Source organism: Chitinophagaceae bacterium (genome assembly GCA_007695095.1).
GTDB lineage: Bacteria > Bacteroidota > Bacteroidia > Chitinophagales > REEL01 > REEL01.
Map to the genome: position 1 here is coordinate 1 of REEL01000159.1, position 21571 is coordinate 21571.

General features: G+C 36.0%; 18 protein-coding genes. 11 read left to right on the top strand and 7 right to left on the bottom strand.

The window, feature by feature from the left end; translation table 11 throughout:
• The 4 genes from EA412_13370 to prmC form a co-directional block, all read right to left on the bottom strand.
• The coding region (locus tag EA412_13370) for a restriction endonuclease subunit S (GenBank protein ID TVR76510.1) at positions 1-721 on the bottom strand (721 nt) is incomplete at its 3' end.
• Entirely contained in the window at positions 718-1593 is an 876-nt protein-coding gene (locus tag EA412_13375; GenBank protein TVR76511.1) for a DNA-binding protein, read from the bottom strand. The genes EA412_13370 and EA412_13375, both read right to left, overlap by 4 nt.
• Position 1594: 1 nt before the next feature.
• Positions 1595-3067, bottom strand: a complete 1473-nt coding sequence (locus EA412_13380; protein ID TVR76512.1) for an SAM-dependent DNA methyltransferase — start codon at positions 3065-3067, stop codon at positions 1595-1597.
• A gap of 195 nt (positions 3068-3262) precedes the next feature.
• Complete coding sequence (gene prmC, locus EA412_13385; protein TVR76513.1) at positions 3263-4120, bottom strand: peptide chain release factor N(5)-glutamine methyltransferase; 858 nt, start codon at positions 4118-4120, stop codon at positions 3263-3265.
• Positions 4121-4377: 257 nt separating this feature from the next.
• Here prmC and EA412_13390 point away from each other — a divergent pair, with 257 nt between their 5' ends.
• Entirely contained in the window at positions 4378-5313 is a 936-nt protein-coding gene (locus EA412_13390) for a succinylglutamate desuccinylase (protein TVR76514.1), read from the top strand.
• Between the two features lie 15 nt (positions 5314-5328).
• A complete protein-coding gene (locus EA412_13395; protein ID TVR76515.1) occupies positions 5329-5865 on the top strand; it encodes a hypothetical protein in 537 nt (178 codons plus the stop codon).
• Here EA412_13395 and EA412_13400 read toward each other — a convergent pair.
• Positions 5862-7811, bottom strand: coding sequence for a bifunctional metallophosphatase/5'-nucleotidase (locus EA412_13400; protein TVR76516.1), 1950 nt, complete (start codon positions 7809-7811; stop codon positions 5862-5864). The two genes, EA412_13395 and EA412_13400, sit on opposite strands and share 4 nt — an antisense overlap.
• A gap of 340 nt (positions 7812-8151) precedes the next feature.
• Here EA412_13400 and EA412_13405 point away from each other — a divergent pair, with 340 nt between their 5' ends.
• Positions 8152-8355: a CsbD family protein gene (locus EA412_13405; GenBank protein TVR76517.1), complete on the top strand. Its 204-nt coding sequence runs from the start codon at positions 8152-8154 to the stop codon at positions 8353-8355.
• Positions 8356-8430: 75 nt separating this feature from the next.
• A complete protein-coding gene (locus EA412_13410) occupies positions 8431-8814 on the top strand; it encodes a hypothetical protein (GenBank protein TVR76518.1) in 384 nt (127 codons plus the stop codon).
• 54 nt (positions 8815-8868) lie between these two features.
• Here EA412_13410 and EA412_13415 read toward each other — a convergent pair whose 3' ends face one another.
• On the bottom strand, positions 8869-10047 hold the full coding sequence (locus EA412_13415) for a class A beta-lactamase-related serine hydrolase (protein ID TVR76519.1): 1179 nt from the start codon (positions 10045-10047) through the stop codon (positions 8869-8871).
• 277 nt (positions 10048-10324) lie between these two features.
• On the opposite strand from EA412_13415, the gene EA412_13420 reads away from it, so the two are divergent.
• From EA412_13420 to EA412_13435, 4 genes are read left to right on the top strand one after another with little or no spacing between them, the layout of a single operon-like run.
• The gene (locus tag EA412_13420) at positions 10325-11413 is read left to right on the top strand and encodes a chorismate synthase (protein ID TVR76520.1); all 1089 of its coding nucleotides are present in this window, start codon (positions 10325-10327) and stop codon (positions 11411-11413) included.
• Positions 11414-11451: 38 nt separating this feature from the next.
• Positions 11452-12534, top strand: a complete 1083-nt coding sequence (locus EA412_13425) for a 3-deoxy-7-phosphoheptulonate synthase (GenBank protein ID TVR76521.1) — start codon at positions 11452-11454, stop codon at positions 12532-12534.
• A gap of 10 nt (positions 12535-12544) precedes the next feature.
• Positions 12545-13591, top strand: a complete 1047-nt coding sequence (locus EA412_13430) for a 3-dehydroquinate synthase (GenBank protein ID TVR76522.1) — start codon at positions 12545-12547, stop codon at positions 13589-13591.
• A gap of 17 nt (positions 13592-13608) precedes the next feature.
• Positions 13609-14820: a hypothetical protein gene (locus EA412_13435; GenBank protein TVR76523.1), complete on the top strand. Its 1212-nt coding sequence runs from the start codon at positions 13609-13611 to the stop codon at positions 14818-14820.
• Between the two features lie 7 nt (positions 14821-14827).
• On the opposite strand, the gene EA412_13440 is transcribed toward EA412_13435, so the two are convergent.
• Positions 14828-15523 carry an SDR family oxidoreductase gene (locus EA412_13440; protein TVR76524.1) on the bottom strand — a complete coding sequence of 232 codons (696 nt, stop codon included), beginning with the start codon at positions 15521-15523 and terminating at the stop codon, positions 14828-14830.
• A gap of 256 nt (positions 15524-15779) precedes the next feature.
• On the opposite strand from EA412_13440, the gene EA412_13445 reads away from it, so the two are divergent.
• The 3 genes from EA412_13445 to EA412_13455 form a co-directional block, all read left to right on the top strand.
• Positions 15780-16622 (top strand): rhodopsin, encoded by an 843-nt coding sequence (locus EA412_13445; GenBank protein ID TVR76527.1) that lies wholly within the window; start codon positions 15780-15782, stop codon positions 16620-16622.
• 390 nt (positions 16623-17012) lie between these two features.
• Complete coding sequence (locus tag EA412_13450) at positions 17013-20030, top strand: T9SS C-terminal target domain-containing protein (GenBank protein ID TVR76525.1); 3018 nt, start codon at positions 17013-17015, stop codon at positions 20028-20030.
• 346 nt (positions 20031-20376) lie between these two features.
• On the top strand, positions 20377-21571 hold a 1195-nt coding region (locus EA412_13455; protein ID TVR76526.1), incomplete at its 3' end, for a hypothetical protein.

The window sequence follows — 21571 nt, forward strand, 5'->3', positions numbered from 1 at the left end:
CCCAACCATCACCCTTTTTCTCAAACATCCCCTGCAAATAACTCTCAAAAAGCGCTTTCGCATTTTTAAGATTATGTTCGGCATTGGATTTTGCCTTGTCTATGGCGGCAAAGCAGGTGTCTAAAATGGAAACAATGCGTTGTTGTTCGGGGAGAGGTGGTAGAGGGATTTTTGTATTTCTAATTTTTATTTGAGAAATATTTGGCTGTGCTCCTCCAACAGCTTGTGAAACTAACTCTTCTTTTTTAGAAAGAAAGCAATAGAATAAATATTCAGGAATAGTTTTATTATTAGGTAGAATTCCACAAACAGCTTGATTTGTACAAGCTTCAAATTTTAGAATACCAACTTGACCCGCTGTTGCTCCATACATTGCCACTAAGACTGTATTTATTGGAAACAATTTTGCAGATGAATTTTTTAATCCTTTTTCAGTGATAAAATTCCTTGCTTTAAAAATTTCACCTTGACTTACTTCACCACTCATTAGCCAAGGAATAGTTCCACCTTCGTAATAATCTTTATGTGCTTTCAGTGGCGTTCCACCTGCACCTGTATCACATACTTCCCCCAACTTCTTTATTTCCCAACCTTCCTTCATATTGTCTGCATTAAGATTTTTAGGATTAGAAGATTTTAGGATTTTACCATTTTTCTTTTTAGCCATCTTATCATCCTTAAATCCCTTTAATTCTAATTCTGACATTTTTACCTGCTTCATATCAATCCCTTTATTTCATTCATAATTCCTTCCACCGACTTGGCTTCCAACTTAGAAAACGCAAACCACTTCTTACCCAAATCTTTTAACGAAGCACCTAAGTGATAGACATCTTTACCGTCAATAATCAAAAAGCGGTCGTGGCTTTGGGTAAAAGGTTTTGCCTCAAATCCTCCATACTGTTCGTTGGCTATTTTTATGTCCAATTTCAATTGTTTGTTAATGGTTTTAGTGAGAAGTAAAGCATTTACCCCTTTACCTTTCTTCGCTAAGTGGGTTAGGGCATTCTCATCTATATAATTATCTATCAATACAATGCTCTTTTTGGCTGAGCGGATGATTTTAGATGCCAATTCATAAGCATCAAAGACTTGCCCGTCAAAAAATACGCCTTGATTGGGGATTTGGTGGGTACTCACGTGCAGTTCAATTTTATCTACTTTATTTCTCAAGTCTTCAACATTATCTTCCAAACGGTTCATTCTGTTGTTGATGGCATAGCCTTTAAGCAAGTAATCCTTTAAGACACGTGTTGCCCAAATTCGAAACTGAGTTGCTCGCACGGAATTCACTCGATATCCGACTGATAATACAGCATCAATATTGTAATACTTTACTTTGACATTTTGTGTTTTTCCTTTAATTGCTCCGTGTGGAGTGGTATGTTCCAAAATGGAACTAACCACATTTTCGTCAAGTTCACCCGCCTTAAAAATATTGCCTAAATGCTTGGTAATAGCCGGACGCTGAGTGCCAAACAATTCAGCTATTTGCTGTTGGGTAAGCCAAATGGTTTCTGTTTTTTCGTCAATTCTTACCTCAATGTGTTCGGCAAGTTCATCAGGACGATATAGAATAATTTCGTCTTTCATGCTAAATCAAATGCTTGATTGAATCTAAAATTTCCGCACTTTCATCATCCAAGGCTTTTATTTCTTCCAAAATTTCCTTTGGTGTTCGTATGGCAGCTTCTTCTTTTTTAAAGGGGTTTTTTACACTCAAATCAAAAGTACTTTGGTCAATATCTTTGATGTTTACCGTCCAGGAGTTTTCACTATCGGCAGTCCCTTCAGCTTCGCTCATGGCAAGCTTTTGTAGTTCAACAAACTCTGTTAAATCCTTTTCGTTAAGCGGATTGGTCTTTCCTAAGTTACGTCCCGGGTTCAACTGGTAAAACCACACCTTTTGTGTCGGTTTTCCTTTTTCAAAAAACAACACTACAGTTTTTACGCCTGCACCGGTAAAAGTTCCGCCCGGCAAATCCAAGACGGTGTGCAGATTGCAGTTTTGCAATAGCTCTTTTCGCAAAGCAATGCTGGCATTATCGGTATTGCTCAAAAAGGTGTTTTTAATGACCACACCGGCTTTACCGCCAGCCTTCAAAATCTTAATAAAGTGCTGCAAAAAGAGTGAAGCGGTTTCTCCTGTTTTAATCGGGAAGTTTTGCTGCACTTCTGCTCGTTCCTTTCCACCAAAAGGCGGATTGGCAAGCACTATATCATAGCGGTCTTTTTCCTGTATGTCGGCCAGGTTTTCCGCAAGCGTATTGGTATGAATAATGTTAGGAGCTTCTACACCATGCAAAATCATATTCATAATGCCGATGATATAAGCCAGAGACTTTTTCTCCTTACCGTAAAAGGTGCGTTTTTGCAAGATTTCCCACTCTTTGCTGCTTAGTTCTTTCCCTGATTTCAGATAGTCGAATGCTTCGCACAAGAATCCTGCTGAACCAACTGCGCCATCATAAATTTTATCACCGATTTTAGGGGCAACCACTTTTACAATGGCGGAAATGAGCGGTCGGGGTGTATAATATTCACCGCCGTTTCGCCCGGCATTACCCATGTTTTTAATTTTGTCCTCATACAAATGACTCATTTCGTACTTCTCTGCATGGGTGCGAAAACTCAATTCGTCTATACGGTTTATGACTTCCCGCAAATTATAACCACTCTGTATGCGGTTTTTTAGCTCACTGAAGATCTCTCCAACTTTATATTCAATGGTATTGGCATTTTCGGCAGATAATTTGAATTTTTTGAGATAGGGGAATAGTTTCCCATTTACAAAGTCCAAAAGGTCGTCGCCCGTGAGTGCATTGTGGTCAAGCTTTCCATTCGCTAATTTTGGGGCAGCCCAAACGCTCCATTGGTACTTCTGGTCAATAATTGGTTTATATGTTTTCCCGGTAAGTTCGGCAGAGGTTGCACGATCACGCTCCAGATCATCCAAATATTTCAGGAACAATACCCATGATGTCTGTTCCACATAATCTAATTCACTACCACAGCCTGCATCTTTGTGAAGTATGTCGTCTATATTCTTAAAAGTCTGTTCAAACATTCGTTTTAATTTCAGTTTTTTTTAAAGCTTTACTTCAAAAAATAGTTAATAAGCCTACTTTTTTTTAAAATTCACTTTTGCCCTCAACAAACTTATCAATAAATTACTTTATATTCAATTTATACTGTAGACATTTAAGCTTTGCATTATAAAAGTATCAAAAATTTTTAAATTGGTATCTCCCAATAATCACCATCACCTCTCCCCCACTAAAATTCGCTTTCTTCCGGAGAAGTCTTTTAAAATTTCTATTTTTTTGAATCCCTTTGCTTCAAAAATCTCTTTGATTTCTTTGTGCAGATCGGGATGTATCTCTACTATTACTTTCCCTTTTTCTGTAAGTTGTTTTGCTCCGTAAGCTGCTATATTTCGGTAAAAAATACATGCATCCTCACCGGGAGGAAACAAAGCCGGCATAGGTTCAAAGTCCCTTACATGCTTTTCCAGCCCTTCCATTTCACTTTTTTTAACATAAGGAGGGTTGCTGACTATCAAATCCCAATATACATCCGAAGCTATTTCATCTTCTAAAAAGTCTGCTTGTAAAAAGTGAATATCAACACCCAACTTTTTTGCATTTTTTTTAGCTATATTCAACGCATCAGTACTGTTGTCAAGAGCTGTTACTTCTATATCCGGAAATTTATGCTTTAATGAAATAGCTATACATCCGCTACCGGTACCTACATCAAGTATTTTTTGTGGTTTTTCGGGAAAATTTTCAATCACACTATATGCTTTTACAACCAATTCCTCAGTCTCCGGCCTGGGAATCAAAACCCCTTCAGAAACCTCTAAGATGAAGTCTAAAAAATAGGCCTTCCCTATTACATATTGCACCGGACGTCCTTTTGACATTTCCGTTAAAAATGAATTTAGGCGGTTTATGCTTTTTTCTTCGGCTATGGTTTCCGGATTTGTCAGTAAAAAGTGCTTATTATAGCCAATTTCTTCAAAGAGAATGTATGCAATTTGTTCAGACTCTCTATCATCATAGTTCTGATTTAATGATTTAACTGCATCTTTAAACAGCTCAGCTATATTTTTATTCATAATGAAGTTTAAGGCATTAAAAGCCGGGTATGAAAAGCATTTTACAAAATTGTATGTTTTTAAGCATTTTTATAAATATTTAAGGGCTTTTTAAAATAGTAAAGAGCCTTATCCTTAATTTTACCCATTAATTGCAGGAATGGATTGATGAACGAATAAGAACTTTTAAATTAGATTTATCCAAAATCTTTTTAAAAACCAGATTTAGAAATTCAATCATTATTCTGCATTTTTAGCAGATACATAATTTAAAATGGATGAAAATTAAAAGAAGTCAGATATTAAAGGGTAAAAATAAATTTTTAAATTTAAAAATTGCCCGCCTACCCTCCGGAATTGAAATTCATATGGGAATTCACGTTTTCCGAAGTGAAAAAGAGGGTCCGGTAGTTTTACTTTCCGGTGGCTTGCATGGGGATGAAGTAAATGGCATTGAGATAGTTAGAAGATTCATAAACAGTAATATTCCGTCAAATTTATTGTGTGGAAGTATAGTAGCTATTCCAATTATTAATGTGTTTGGTTTTTTAAACTTTTCCAGAGAAGTTCCTGACGGTAAAGATGTTAACCGAAGTTTTCCCGGTTCCAAGGAAGGTTCTCTGGCAAGTCTGGTGGCTTATAATATTTCTGAGTATATTTTGCCGGTTATAGATTATGGCATAGACTATCATACCGGAGGAGCAAAGAGAGTTAACTTCCCGCAAGTGCGATACAATGTAAACGACCCTAAAGCTTTTGAATTAGCTCAAAAATTCGGTGTACCATTTATTTTAGGTAACGAAACTATCAGCGGCTCTTTAAGATGGCAGGCTGCAAAACAAGACAAGCCTATCATTGTTTATGAAGGAGGTGAATCTATGAGGATGGAAGAAGATGCTATTGAGCAAGCGCTTTTTGGAACAGAAAATGTATTAAAACATTTGGGCATGGTTGAGGGGGAATTGATAGAAAAAGAGTGTACACATATTAGTAAAAGTACCTGGATCCGCTCTCCCCGATCCGGTTTATATAGAGCCGAAAAGCTATCAGGAGATTATGTTCACAAAGGTGAAATTTTAGCTGTTATTTATGATCCTTTTGGGAAATATGCTTATCCTGTAAGTTCTAAACATGAAGGATATATTATCGGCCATAATAATCTGCCTGTTGTACATAAAGGGGACGCTCTCTTTCATTTGGGAATTAAAGACTAATAAAATCAATCAATTATGCGTAATTTACACTTTCTCTTAATCGTCCTTTTTTTGAACTCTTGCTCACAAAGCCGTGATATCGAAATTCCTGATCCTGATTTTTCAATAGCTCTGCCGGACAGAATGTATTTTAATAACCTAAAGTACTATAAGTATGACAGAGAAAAGGTTGATGCAAACAGGGAGCGCTTGAGCTTTAATTCTTTTTATGAAAACAAAAGTCTACCTCATTTCAGATTTTCATTTTTATATGATCAACCCGGTGGAAGAGCATTGCTGGAGTTAAAAGATTATAATTTTGAAGAAAATGCTGATAACGGCTTTTTTGAATATGCATTCTCTGACACCACCTATGTTTCAGGACATAAAACAAATGACCCTTTGCTGGCATTTCAAAACGGATATCTAAGCCTCAGAAATTTGAAAATGAATGGCAGCATCCATTTTATTGATGATGATAAAAATAGATTTCAATTGTATGAAGACGATGCAGAAAGAAAGAAAGTAATTGAGCTTCTAAGTGATTATTTTAAGCTGATAGATAAAATTTAAGCAGCTTTTTGAGAGGCTTTTGCTCTGAATTTCCGGCTTATAACCTTGATAAGCTTATAAAAAAGCAAAAAAATCAAGACTAAAACTACACTAATTATAATGTAAGACCACACATATAAAGGAATACCCTCTTCCTTGGTAATACGGTTTCCTGATATTTTATAGATTTCAGGGATGCCTCCGAATTCAGTTTGTAAAAAGCTGCTGTAATCAACCAGGGTTTCCCAAACTTTGAGTTCTTTTCCATTGCGAACTATAACCGTTTCGTCCAATTCTAAGACTTGTCCGTTTTTATCCTTAAAAATGATTTCCAAATGAGGTAATAAATCACCTACTAATGGCAGAAATGAAGCTATATAATAGTCTGCAACAACATGATAAAGCCTTTCTTCATTTTTTTCAATTAATAAGTAAGATTCATTGTATTCTAAATAATTACCGGTAAATAGTTCGGCTTTTTTTACCGCTTTATTAGCCGGAACAGGCAGATCCAAAACAGGTACTTTCAGCCATAAGGCTCTTCCGGGATCATAAGTGTATTTCATACCGGATATCTGTAGAAAAAAAATGTTTCCATAAATCTGTGATAACATGGTTGAGGCCTCTAAAACATTGTAAATCTCCTTTCCAGTTAAGTATATGGAAACTGCCGGATAGCCGGGTTTATCATCAGGGCCGGAGCCTAATCCGGATACAGTTACTATGTCAAAAAAAGTAATGTACCCTTTTCTTGAGGTAAGTTTTGCCGGGTTTATATTTGCTCTTATCACTCCGTTTCCTTGCAGTGCCACATCTACAACTTCGCCGGTAATAGATTCAGCAGTATGTCTCATAGCATCTGTTACAAAGTTTCCCAATGGAGTTTCCTGAAAAGAATCATCTCCTTTAACTGAAAAGTCACTGTAAACAAGATTTTTATCCACTCTGGTATATTGACTGTCGGTATAAGATGAAATAAAAGCATTTAACTTTAATTCATACTCTTCAACCATTTTAGCAACCAGAGGGTCTTCCTTTACAGAACTGTTTAATTTATAGAGATAAGGTATGTTTTTTTCTTCATTTATCAGGCTGAGTTTTTTATTCTTTTTATCAAAAGAAAACTCTAAAACTGCCAAATGAGAAAGATAATAATCAGGATGAAAAAGTATTGTTCCGTTAATAATTTCCGGTTTACTCATATAGGTATGACTATGACCTCCCAGCAATATATCTATCCCGCTCACTTTTTCAGCCAACACCCTATCTTCACCAATTCCGGAGTGCGTAATAGCAACTATCACATCCGCGCCCATCTCTCCAAGCGCATGAACCTGCTCTTTAGCAGTCTTTATAGAATTTCTAAAATCTACCGGCTCGGCATAAGGAGCCAGTGCTAAAGCACCTTCACCCAATAATCCGAAAATACCTACTTTAAGTCCGTTTTCCAGGGTATAAATTTTATTTTCTAAAATTTCAATGTCCCCTAATGGATGCCCTTCGGGAATTAAGATATTAGAGGAAATTACAGACATTTCCGGCGATGAATCTTTGTATCCGGCTCTTTCGAAATATTCAGCCAGAATATCAGGACCATAATCAAATTCATGATTTCCTATAGTCATAGCATCATATCCTATATGTTGCATAATCTCTATCTCCGGTGAAAAACCATCCAAAATTAACCAGGCATAAGGAGAGCCGCCCATTATATCACCTGATGATAGAAGTAAGGTGTTTTCAAAATTTCTTTGCATCCGGAATTCATTTACTAAAGTAGCTAAACGAGCAAAACCACCAATTGCATCAGTAGCTTTTTCAGCGCTGTAATCTGAATATGGAATAGGTTTTAAGTTTGAGTGTTCATCACTGGTGTGCATTAGCGTAAAAGTGTATTCCTCACTATCTGCACTAAGTTTTAATACGAAAAAGACACTAATAAAGAGAAATATTATTTTAAAATTCATTGAATCTATTTAAGTCTGTCAAAAAATATCTATTAAACGTCAGTAAATTTATGATTTTCATTTAAATAGGTGACTGAAAAAAACGAAAAAGTATTACTCTTAAAAAAATCACTTTGAAGTATAACTGGATTCTACATATCATAGTTAATAAAGAGTTTGTTTACTTTAAGCTTCTTTTTCTACAATTTGAGGAATCAAATCCACAAACATAAAAGATAATATACATATAGTTTTGTAAGCTATGTTTAAACATCTGTTTATCTATAGCTTTGACAATAGGTAGAGATTGGTACAATTATTTCAAAAAGTATTTATAATTATTTATTAAAAAAATTAAACTATGAAACTCACATTAAAAGGAAACTGGAACACGCTAAAAGGTAAGTTAAAGCAAAAATACGGAGAATTATCTGATGATGATTTAGCTTATACTGAAGGTAAAGAAGATGAATTGATTGGAAAAATTCAAAAAAAGACCGGAAAGGCAAAAGCCGAGATAATTAAATTCATTGAAGAGTCTACTGACGAACCTTCAAAAGCTTAAAAAGTATATTTATTAACTATAAAACTAAAAATGTTGATTATGAAAAGTTTTAAAAAACTATTTCCCCTATTACTTATGATTCCTGTTTTGATGTTCACTGCATGTGGTGAAGCTGACAGAACAGCAGAAACTACTTATGAAGAGGCTGAAGAAGAAGCTGAAACTATTATTGAAGATTTAGAAACTGCATATGATGATACAGAATATAATGTGCGTGATGAAGCAGAGAATACTTTAGCTGCTTTGGAAGATAAAATTGCAGATTTAAGAAGCGAAGTTGACCCTGACAAAGATTTGGATGAAGAAGTTGAAAAACAAATTGAAGAGTTAGAATCTTTGCATGAAGAACTATCAGAAAGTCTTGCTGAACTTGATAATTCAGAAGATGACACTTGGGATGAAATGGTTCAAAACCTGGAAGCAAGTCTGGAAGAAGTAAGAGAGTTTTTAGAAATGTAAATCACAACTAAAAACTAATCTCTAAGAAGGCACATAGTGAATATGTGCCTTCTTTTATTTTAAAGCAAAAGTTGTTTCTTTTTCAGATTTTAAAATGATATTTTCCAGGTCTTTAATAAAATTACCCAAATTATCATTGGTATTATTTAGCACTACTAAAGTGTGGTGATTATCAATATATCTTTTAAAAGAAGTTCTGAAACCTCCCCACCAACCATTGTGATAAATTACCTGATGTCCGTTAAGATCATCAAGTCTGTAGCCAAAGCCATATTTGATTTGGGTTTGATTTCTTCCGAGTAAAGTTGGCGCATAAGCCATTTCAAGACTTTCGTTGCTCAATAGTAATCCATTATATAAAACTTCGTCAAGTCTGTCTAAATCACTCAGTGTTGAAAACACTCCTTTATCTCCTAAAATCCCATCCATTGGACGCTCTGTTACAGGACGATAAAATCTTCTTTCCGGGATAAAGCTAATGGCAAGGTTTTCTTCTACTAATCTACGCTCACAACGATATGTAAATGTGTTGTTTAACCCGGCCGGTATAAAAATCCTTTCAGTTAAAAACTGAGAAAAAGGAACCTCGGCAACTCTTTCAACTACACTTGTAAGCAAAGCATAACCGGTATTTGAATAGGCATGTCTGGTTCCCGGTGTAAAATTCAGACCGGCCCGATTTCTTACCAAAATGCTGACCATATCCTCATTTGTAGGTAAAATTGGTGAGTTCCATTGTCTTTCCATAAACCACATATAATTGGAAATTCCGGAAGTATGATTTAATAACTGGCGAATGGTTATTCTGTCATGATGAAACTCAGGGATATATTCGGTAATCGAAGCATCCAAATCTATCAGACCTTCTTCATGCAAGATTAATATTGAAATTGCTGTAAATTGTTTGCTGACTGAAGCCAACTCAAAAATTGTTTCTTCTTCTAAAGGTATGCTGTTAGAATAATCACGGTAACCTTCAGAAAATCTGAAAATTGTTTCTCCTTTCTTTTTAATCAATACATTTCCTCTGAAACCATGTCTTTCAATAACTGATTCAAAGGCTTGTCTGTATTGATATCTATCCTCAGCAGTGAAATTGCTAAAGTAGTGTTGAGAATCTAAAAATCCAATAAATGATTCCTGGGATTTTTCTATATTGCTTTCGGCTACGTTTAAGAAAGAGGACATTAAAAGCGAAGTAAAAATACTTCCGAAAACAAAATGTTTGAGCATATAATTATTTTATTTCAAAGCTAATTAGAAAAAAAGCAAACTAACAAAAGATTTTCGTAAACTACCAACATAAATGTCTTAAATAAAGAAATATTGTGCAATTTAGTCAACAAAGAGCCTCAATTTTGTTTGAATATACGTTGGAAACATAATTGAGTTTCAAGTTTAAGGGTTTAAAATATTAGGTTTTGATATTTTTTTATTAAAATACAGATACTTCTTGAATTTCCTTTTGACAAAACTTTATTTTTGAATTTGTAATCTAAGTTTAATTAGCATGAGCGGTAATACTTACGGAAAAATATTTCAACTTTCAACTTTTGGTGAATCTCATGGGAAAGCTATTGGTGGTATAATTGACGGCTGCCCTCCCGGAATTGAGCTGGATTTTAAAGCTATTCAATATGAATTAAAGCGCAGAAAGCCCGGACAATCCAAAATCACAAGTCGGCGAAAAGAAGATGATGAAGTAGAGTTTCTTTCCGGTATTTTTGAAGGTAAAACTACCGGTACACCCATAGCTTTTATCATTATAAATAAAGATGCTAAAAGTGCAGACTATGAAGACTGGAAAGATTTATTCAGACCTTCTCACGCTGACTTTACTTATGAAATGAAATACGGCTTTAGAGATTACCGGGGCGGTGGCCGTGCTTCAGCCAGAGAGACAGCCGTAAGAGTGGTTGCAGGAGCTATCGCAAAACAAATTTTAAACCAATATGGTATTATTATAAAAGCATACGTCTCAGCTGTAGGTCCAATTGAATTAAACAAACACTACCGGGAAGTTGATTTACAGCTAACCGATAACTTTATTACACGTTGTCCGGATAAAGAAACTTCTGAAAAAATAGAAAAATATATTTTAAAATTGAAAAAAGCCGGTGACAGTACAGGCGGCATCATAAATTGTGTAATTCAAAATTGTATGCCCGGACTGGGAGAGCCTGTTTTTGACAAGCTGCATGCTGAATTGGGAAAAGCAATGCTCAGTATAAATGCAGTAAAAGGATTTGAAGTTGGAAGTGGATTTAAGGCCTCAGAAATGAAAGGCTCTGAACACAATGATTTATTTGTAAAAAAAGACGGTAAAATTAAAACTGAAACAAACTTTTCAGGTGGCATACAGGGCGGCATATCAAATGGTATGGATATCTTCTTCAGAACTGCGTTTAAACCGGTTGCTACGATTATGAAAGATCAGGAATCATTGGATAAAAGTGGTGAGGAAGTTACTATGAAAGCTCGTGGAAGACATGACCCATGCGTTGTTCCCAGAGCAGTCCCCATAGTTGAAGGCATGACTGCTTTGGTAATTTTGGACTTTGTTTTCAGAAAACTAGCAGTTTCTAAACCTATGCAATAAAACAATTGTTTATGGAGTATCTAAAGAAATCAAATTAAATGAATAAAATATTCAATAATCTAATACAAGCTCACAGACCATTAATTATTGCGGGTCCATGCAGTGCGGAAAATGAGAATCAGTTGATGGAAACGGCTCTTGCATTAAAAGATATAGAAGGCATGTTGCTTTTTAGAAGTGGCGTTTGGAAACCTCGCAGTCAACCCGGAAGTTTCAGTGGTATTGGAGAGAAAGCACTTGATTGGCTACAAAAAGTAAAAGCCACAACCGGACTGAAAATTACGGTTGAAGTAGGCAATGCAGCACAAACAGAAATGGCTTTAGAAAAAGGAGTTGATGTGGTTTGGATTGGTGCCAGAACAACAGTCAATCCATTTTATGTACAGGAAATTGCGGAAGTTTTGAAAGGCTCTAATATCCCCGTTCTGATTAAAAACCCGGTAACTCCCGACTTACCTCTTTGGATTGGCGCTGTTGAGCGTTTTCAAAAATCCGGACTTGATGATATAGCTGTTATTCACAGAGGTTTTTCGCTTTCTTCTTCTGCTCCATACAGAAATGCTCCTGAATGGCATATTCCTATAGAATTAAAGCGTCATTTCCCGGATATTCCTATGTTTTGTGACCCCAGCCATATTTCAGGAAACAGAAAATTTATACAGAAAATTTCACAAATTGCTATGGATTTAGGGTTTGAAGGCCTTATGATTGAAACACACCCCTCCCCTGAAAACGCACTTAGCGATGCCGATCAGCAAATTAAGCCTGAAAAACTGAAAGAAATATTAAGTGAACTGCGTGTCAGCACAAATAATATGAATGATCCGCTTTTTAAGAACAATTTGAACATTCTCAGAAACCAAATAGATTCCATAGATCACCAAATCATTGAATTACTTGCTAAAAGATTTGATATAGTTCGGGAAATCGGAGATTATAAAAAATTAAATAATGTTACTATTTTTCAGTTAAAAAGGTGGCAGTATATTTTAAAAGACAGAATGCAAAAAGCTGAAACAAGTGGTCTGGAAAGGGCTTTTATTAAAGAACTTTTAGAAAAAATTCACGAACATTCCATTTATATACAAACTCAAATACATCAACAAACAGAAACCCCATAAATAGGCTTGAATGGAAAATGTCCTTTACATACATGATGTATTAGAACTTGAACAAAAACTAACTGAACTGACAAAAGGAAAAAAAGTCTTTTATCTAACTGAAGAGACTGTTTATCTGCATGTTATCAAAGAAGACTTAAAGCATTTATTGAATGGTCCGATGCTGATTGTTTCTCCGGGTGAAAAAAACAAAAACTTACAAGCTACTGAACAGATTTGTCAATTTCTTTTAAATAACCGGGCAGACAGACACAGCGTTTTGGTGAGTATTGGTGGTGGAGTAATTACAGATTTAGGTGGGTTTGCTGCTTCCATTTATCAGAGAGGCATTGAAAGTATTTATATACCCACTTCCCTTTTAGGTATGTGTGACGCTGCTATAGGCGGTAAAACAGGTGTAAACTTCAAACATTTCAAAAATCAAATTGGCACATTTGCCTTTGCTGAATCAGTATTAATCCTACCTTCATTACTCGAAACCCTGCCTCTAAAAGAATTTAAGTCCGGAGTAGCTGAAATGTTAAAACATCTATTGATTTGCAATAAGCAGGCATTTGAGAGTTTTATACTTCCGGAAAAGCTAAGTGAATTGACAGTAGAATCAATCAAACAGGCGGTTTTAATCAAACAAGAAATTGTAAAAAGTGATTTTAAAGAAAGTGAAAACAGAAAAAAGTTAAATTTGGGGCATACTTTCGGGCATGCATTGGAAAGTTACTTTTTGAAATATCTTCCGGATGAAGTCCCTCATGGATATGCCATTGCTGCCGGAATTATAATGGAAAGTTTTTGTAATTTGAAGCTAAATCATTTAAATAAAAAAGCTTTTCAACAAATTTGTCAAAAAATTTACCCTTACTTTCCTCATCTGTCTTTTCCTGTAACTACCATTCCTGAAATTTCAGACTTTATGACAAGCGATAAAAAAAACAGAAAGGATAATAATTACATTTGCCTCTTGAGTGATATAGGTTCTGCGCAACCTGAAGTATTGATTGACAATAATTTGATTGCTGAAGCGCTTCGTTTTTATTCTAATAAAAACTATCAAAACTAAACGGAAATATATTACAAATGGAGATAGTAAAAATTAGCCCGCCTCAAAAAAATGAACTTTCTGCAAAAGTAGAACTACCGCTTTCTAAAAGCATACTAAACAGACAACTTATCATTCATGCACTTAACGGAACATTATCTGAATTAAATTTACCGGAAACACTCCCCGAAGACTCTCTTTTACTGCATGAAGCTTTAAATAATAAAAATGAAAAAGTGTACTGTGGACATGGGGGAACTACTTTTAGATTTTTGCTTGCCTACTTTTCACTTAAAAAAAAGCCTGTTGTCTTTGAAGGCAGCAACCGATTAGGGAACAGGCCGGCAGAGCCATTGATAAATGCACTGGAACAAATGGGTCATACTTTTATTAGAGGAAAAGAAAACTTATTTCCACTTACAATGATTCCGGCAAAAGAAATCAAGACAAACTCTATTGAAATTGAAGCAAGTCATAGCAGTCAATTTATATCTGCGCTGCTTTTAATAGCTCCTTATTTACCTCAAGGATTAATCATCAAATTGAAGGGTAAAACAGTTAGTGAACCCTATATTTACATGACAATTGCTTTGATGGAAAAGTATGGCATTAAAACTGAGAAGTTTTTCGATGGTTTTAAAGTAAAGCCGGGAGAGTATAAAACAAAAGTGATTGATACTGAAGGAGATTGGTCCTCTGCCTCCTATTGGATAGCTTTAGCCTCATTAAGTAAAAAAGCAAAGATAGAGCTGTTTCCTTTGGACGAAAAAAGCATTCAGGGAGATTCTAAACTTTTGGATTGGATGGATTTTATGGGTTTAAAATACCATTTTAATAAAAGGCATTTATATATCGAGAGTTCCGGAAATTCTTCATCAGTACCTTCAAACTTAGATTTTTCAGATACTCCTGACTTAATGATGACTATGGCCTGTTGGGCAAAAGCTAAAAATATGACTATTTCAATGAAAGGACTGGAAACATTGGCCGGTAAAGAATCTGACAGAGTTAAAACAACACAGATGGAGCTTGATAAAATCTCCCTATCAAAAGGAGGTTTAATTGCAATTAAGGAATCTATAGAAACGCATTCCGATCATCGTATTGCTTTAGCCATGAGTGTTTTTGGAATTTTTACGGAAATTGAAATTCAAAATCCTGACGTTATCAGAAAGTCCTATCCCGGGTACTGGAATGATATGAAACAGGCAGGGTTTTCAGTTGATTTTTACACAACAAGTATGTACTGATTCTCATTTATAACAGCTTAAGAGCAGATATACCACCATCAACTTTTAAAATTTGACCGCTAATCCAGGAAGACTTTTCTTTTGACAGTAAAAAAGCTGCCATTTGAGCTAAATCTTCCGGTTTACCTACACTTTTTAAAGGATGACGTTCTTCTGAAGCTCTTCTTTTGTCATCATTAGCTAAAAGCTTAGCAGCCAGAGGTGTATCAGTAAGTGAAGGGGCTATGGCATTTACTCTGATTGAAGGTGCCCATTCTGCTGCCAAAGATCTTGTTAAACCCTCTACAGCACCCTTAGCTGCAGCTATAGAGGCATGAAAAGGCATACCTAAAGTAACGGCTACTGTACTAAATAAAACTACAGATGCATCTTTTGATTTTTTCAATCTTGGAAATGCCCATTGCAGGGATTTTACGGCACCTAAAAAATTAATATCCAAATCTCTTTGAAAATCTTCTGTTTTTAAACCCCTGAATGGTTTGAGGTTGATAGTCCCGGGTAGATAAACAAAACCATCTATTGCCTCATCCATATCCGGCAACTCATCTTTTTCAACATCAAAAGTATGATGCGTTACTCCTTCCATTGATTTTAAATTTGTAGAATTTCTGCTAAAAACATGAACAGTATTTCCACTTTCTGTAAGTATTTCAGCTAATTTTAGACCAATCCCGCTTCCGCCGCCTATGAGTACATAATTCATAATAATATTTTATCAATCAACACTACCTATGAGTAAAATGTTTAAAGAAATCTGTTCCGATGGATTTATAAAAAGTATTCTTGTATAGCAATTAAGTAATAGACAATGAATTTTATTAAGTCAAAAAACTGACATTTATGTCGTCTTACATCTTTTTACTTGCAGAATATTGTTTAATATTATTTTCATTTTATTAAACAAATTTAGACGATATTTACATTGTATTAATAGGATATTAAATAAGTTTAAAACTAAAATTATGGGAAAGTTAGGTAATGCAACATTTGAAAATTATATAGGATTAGAGCAAGGTCTAAATGAAATGGCTTATCAAATGGTCGCTCATGTTCTTACGCTTGGCTATGCTGTTATGCTGGCAGGTCTTTTTTATTTTATCCTTACAATGAAATCAGTTTCCGTGAAATACAGGATTTCTTCTGTACTTTCAGTAGTTGTTATGGTTTCTGCTTTTTTACTACTTTATGCACAATCTCAAAACTGGACAAATAGCTTTGTTTTTGATGCTGAAAGGGGAAAGTATTTTCTTGGCGAGGGAACGGATTTGTTTAATAATGGCTATAGATATCTAAACTGGTTAATAGATGTTCCTATGTTATTATTCCAAATCTTGTTTGTGGTTTCACTTACAAAGTCCAAATTTTCCAGTATTCGGAATCAGTTTTGGTTTTCCGGAACGGGTATGATTATAACCGGTTACATTGGTCAGTTTTATGAAGTAACCAATATAGCTTCATTTGCAATATGGGGAGCAATCTCAACGGTGTTCTTTATTCACATTCTGATTTTGATGAGAAGAGTTATATCAGAAGGAAAAGAAGGGATTCCTGCTAAGGCTCAAAAAGTACTTGGCTCTATTTGGATTTTATTCCTTTTCGCATGGATGTTATATCCGGGCGCCTACCTGATGCCGCACTTATTAGGAATTGGTGCTGAAGCAGGTTTTTTTAACGAAACAGGTATAGTTGCACGCCAAATAACCTATACGATTGCAGATGTCTTGTCAAAAGTGGTTTATGGTGTCTTGCTGACAGTAGTTGCCCAAGTTCGTAGTCAGGAAGAAGGATATGTAGAAAAATAAGTAATTTTCTTCAAATTTTTATGCCCCCTGAAATGATATGTTAATATTACTTTCAGGGGGTTTTTAGTTTAAATGGTGTAAGGTTGACAAATAAAATCAATCCGTATAAAAACCAGATTATTCAAAAGTTTTCCCCTACTCTGCTAAATCTGTTTAATTTACAGCTAACTGAAAAGAATTATAGTTTAAAACTTAATAAAATCACAAATCATAACTTCAACTTATTGCTTTTCAACTCTTTAAACCTAAAATACACGGCTGATTATGTTATTTTAACCATATTTTTTCACTATTAAAAATGTAAAATATTAATCCTTAAATGTACATTAGATGCATAATTTTAATTAAAAGTAACCTTTACAATAAACTGATTTTTTTATAAAAGTAAACATGAAAAAGCACATTATAATTTTAAACTTAATTTTCATACTCTTAAGCTTTCAATCTAAAGCACAAGTATTACCAAACGTAATAGAAGATACTATAAATATCAACTGTGGTGAAACGGCTATTTTTGCAATAGATAATCCTGATCCACAACTAACATATATCTGGTATTCAGACCAAAACATGATTATAGGTTTTGGGGATAGCCTCATAACTCCCGGTCTTACGCAAAGTACCTCTTATTTTGTTAATTCTGTAAACACAGATGACGTACTTGATACTTTAACTTTTAATACTGCTAATGCTACCGGAGCAACAGGCCCTTCACAGTTACAGGCAGACAATGCATATAATGGCACCGGATTGCAAGGACAAGTCACTATTATAGGAGATGGAATTCAGCAATGGATAGTCCCTCAAACTGCCACCTATACTTTTGAAGCTTTTGGTGCTGAAGGAGGAAATTTTGTTGGCTATACTTTTGATAATCCCGGCAAGGGAGCTAAAATAAAAGGAGATTTTGATTTGGAAGAAGGTGACACAATCAGAATTCTGGTTGGACAGAAAGGAGGTCAGAATACTTCTTCATTCGCAGGACAAGGTGGCGGTGGCGGAACTTTTATTGTTAAAGTTGTTCCAAACTCAAGCTACCAAATGTTTGATGGTACATATGTAGAACCACTGCTTGTTGCAGGTGGTGGTGCGGGTGCCCCGAACAGTTCGGCAAGCTATCCGGTTGATGCCAGAACTGATACCAGAGGTGCAAATCATAGTTCTGTAGGAAACAATAATTCAAATAGTGCCGGAGGTGGAGGTAGCTTTGAAGTCGATGGTGGTGGGTTACTATCATTCAGAGGGAGAAGCTTTTTAAGTGGTGGATTAGGTGGTGATGGATCCTGGACATTTGGCGGCTTTGGCGGCGGTGGAGGCAAAGGGGGTTCATTTGGTGCTGCCGGTGGCGGCGGTGGTTTTGACGGAGGTGACTATGTTAATACCGGAGGTACAAACACTGCTAATGGAGGTGGATCTCTCAATGCCGGAGCTAATCAGCAAAATTCTGCCGGCTTTAATATGGGTAACGGATTCGTTAATGTCTATTTCAAAACAATTCCTGCATTTCAAACAGGTTTACCTCTATATGTTTCAATAACTGACCTAGATCCACCGATAGTTGCGGATCCCGATACGCTATTTTGCGAAGGCACTCTTATACTTACTGCCTCAGGAAGCAATGATATAGTTTGGTTTTATGATGCTGACGGACAGAGTATTGCAAGTACCGGTAATGAATTTGTAACACCGGTAATTACAGAACAAACCACTTATTGGGTTGCTACAACTTCACCAAATACTTCTTTTGCAGGTACCACCTTTGAGTTTACAAATGCGGGAACTACAGGACGTTTCGGACCCGGGCAGTCCGATGTTAATGCAGCTTATGCAGGTACAAGTTTAGATGGTCAGGTAAATGTTATAGATGGTATACAATTATGGGAAGTTCCTGTAACAGGAACATATAAAATTGAAGCATATGGAGCAGAAGGCGGGAATAATGGTGGTCTTGGAGCAAAAATGTCCGGTGAATTTCATCTGACTGCCGGTGAAATAATTCAAATTTTAGTTGGTCAGGGAGGTCAAAAGTCAATTTCATCATCTTGTTCAAATTGCGGCGGTGGTGGAGGTGGTACTTTCGTAGTACAAGAAGGAGCAACTGATGAAAGCGGTATATATGTCATTGCCGGTGGTGGTGGTGCCTGGGCAGGAGGAAGTGATTTAAGTCTCTTAGACGGCAAAATTACCACAGAAGGCAGTAACGGCAATCGTTCAACAGGTGTATATGCCGGAGGCATAAATGGAAATGGCGGAGAAGGACAGCAAAATACTGCCGGTGGCGGTGGCGGCTTTTACACTGATTTAGTAGGTGAAATTTCGGGCCAAAGAGGTGGTTTAAGTTTTTTAAATGGCGGTACTGGTGGCAATGGGAATAATAATGCTAATGGTGGTTTTGGCGGTGGTGCCGGAATCAACTCAGCTGTTAGCAGTTTTCGTGCCGGTGGTGGCGGCGGATATTCAGGTGGTGGAGCAGGTTTTATAAATAATAGTACCACATCCAGTGCCGGAGGTGGTGGATCAATCAACAATGGAACAAATCAGGATAATGAAGCAGGATATCAACAGGGACATGGCAAAGTTATTATAACAAGCATCATGCCTGAAGGATGTTACTCAGAATTAGTGCCTGTTGTTATAAATTTTTTCGAACTTAATGAGCCAAGTGTATCTGTCCCTACCCCTGTTTGTGATGATGATGTGACTTTAACTGCTTCCGGAAGTCCTGCCGGTTACACATGGTTTAGTGATATGGATGGAACAGATGAAATTGGAACAGGATCTGTTTTTAATACTACATTATCTGCCGGAAGCTATACATTTTATGTCGCTGCTTCATCTGACAGTTGTATGAGTCCGATTGTACCGGTAAACTTTACGGTTAATGAAGCACCTACTGTAGAGTTTGTACTTGAAAATACATTACTATGTGATGATGACGCTGCAATAGTTTTAAGTGGAGAAAACCCTTCAGGTGGAATTTTTACAGGTAGTGGAGTAAGCGGCAATATGTTTAATCCTACTACTGCCGGATTAGGGGTTCATGAAATCACTTATACTTATTTATCAACAAATGGTTGTTCCGGTGAAGCCTATGCTGAAATAGAAGTTGAACGATGTACAGGAATTGAGCTTAGTAAGGAAAACAGCACGAACATAAACGTATTCCCTACTATATTTGAGCATACCTTAAATGTGGAGTTTATGCATCAATATAACAATAGCTTTTCTTACAGCTTAACATTGACTGATGTTACCGGTAGACTTATACTTGAAAAGGATATTCAATTTTCAGCTAAAGACTTTAGTCTGCAGTTAAATAATCTGGAAGGTATTGCACCCGGGCTTTATGTATTAAATATACAGGGAAATGAAGAAAGTATTTCTTTTAAAGTTTTAAAAAGCAGATAAACCTTTCTTTATCATTAATAATTCTATTAGTTAACCTTTTTTTGGACGAATTATTTATTGAAGCTGATAGCACCAATAAAATTTCATACTGAAACAGCATTGAGTTAAAAATTAAACTTCATATTGAATGAATTTAATAATTTGATATTCATATAGTTATGTATCAAATGGCTTTGAATTCCATGTCATTTTAATCGTTTTTTTTGTTTTATTTTTATTGACTTAATTGACTTATAAACGTAAATTGTAACAGAATTAAAGAGAGACTAAAACAGATAAAGCCTGATTTAATCTTAATATATCTCACTTAATTTATTAACAGTAACCTTTATTAAATAAAAAAATCATGAGAAAATTCTCTACTTTTTTCAGCTTGGTCCTTATTGTCTGGACTTTAAATTTGAATGCGCAATTACCTGCACCTTCATTAGTTCAAAATTCATTCAATATCAATTGTGGTGAATCAGCTACTTTTGAAATTGACAATCCTGATCCTCAACTTACCTATTTATGGTATGCTGATGATAGTGGAACTGATTTGATACATACCGGAGAAGTTTTTGAAACTGACAACTTAACTATAAACACAAACTTTTGGGTGAATGCTGTTGATGGTTTAATTGCTTCGGGTGTACTTGAATTTACAAATGCAGGTGCAAGTGGCAGGTTTGGACCGAGTCAGGCACAGATTGATGCCGAATATACCGGTACTAGTTTAGATGGTAGCGTAACTGTTATCGGTGATGGAATTCAGGAATGGACAGTCCCTTTTACAGGTACTTATACCATTGACGCTTATGGAGCTCAGGGTGGGTTTGCCGGAGGTGGACAAGCTGGTTTAGGTGCAAGAATATCGGGTGAGTTTGACTTAATTGCAGGTCAAAAGGTACATATAATTGTAGGACAACAAGGGGGGCAATATCAAGCAAATACAAGAAGATGGCAATCTTCAGGAGGTGGTGGTTCTTTTGTTGTATTAGAAGGAGCTGCAGATGAAAGTGATATTTTAGTTATTGCCGGAGGTGGTGGCGGATATGCTCACAACAGGGCAACCAATAATGTAGATGGACAAGCAGGGCCCAATGGAGGAAATGGTTCAGGAAATACAAGTAGTTCAAATGGTGGCTCGAACGGTTCAGGTGGGCTAAGTTCCAGTGGTGGAAACTGGGGCGGCGGAGGAGGTTTTATTGGTGATGGAACTACTGCTACAAGTAGAGGTGGTAGAAGTTTTTTAAATGGAGGCTTGGGAGGTACCGGAACTGTTGCTGATGTTGAAGGTGGTTTTGGTGGAGGTGGTGGAGTAACTAGAACATTATCGAATAATACACGTCGTGGTGCAGGTGGTGGAGGTTATTCCGGAGGAGGAGCTGCCCACAGTACTTCTACGTTAACCGGTACTACCGGTGGAGCAGCCGGTGGTGGTGGTGGTTCATATAATAATGGACTTAATCAGATAAATGAAAGTGGCATAAGAGCCGGAGATGGATTAGTAGTAATTTCTTATGATATAAATAACATTAATGACAGCAGTCCATTAGTGC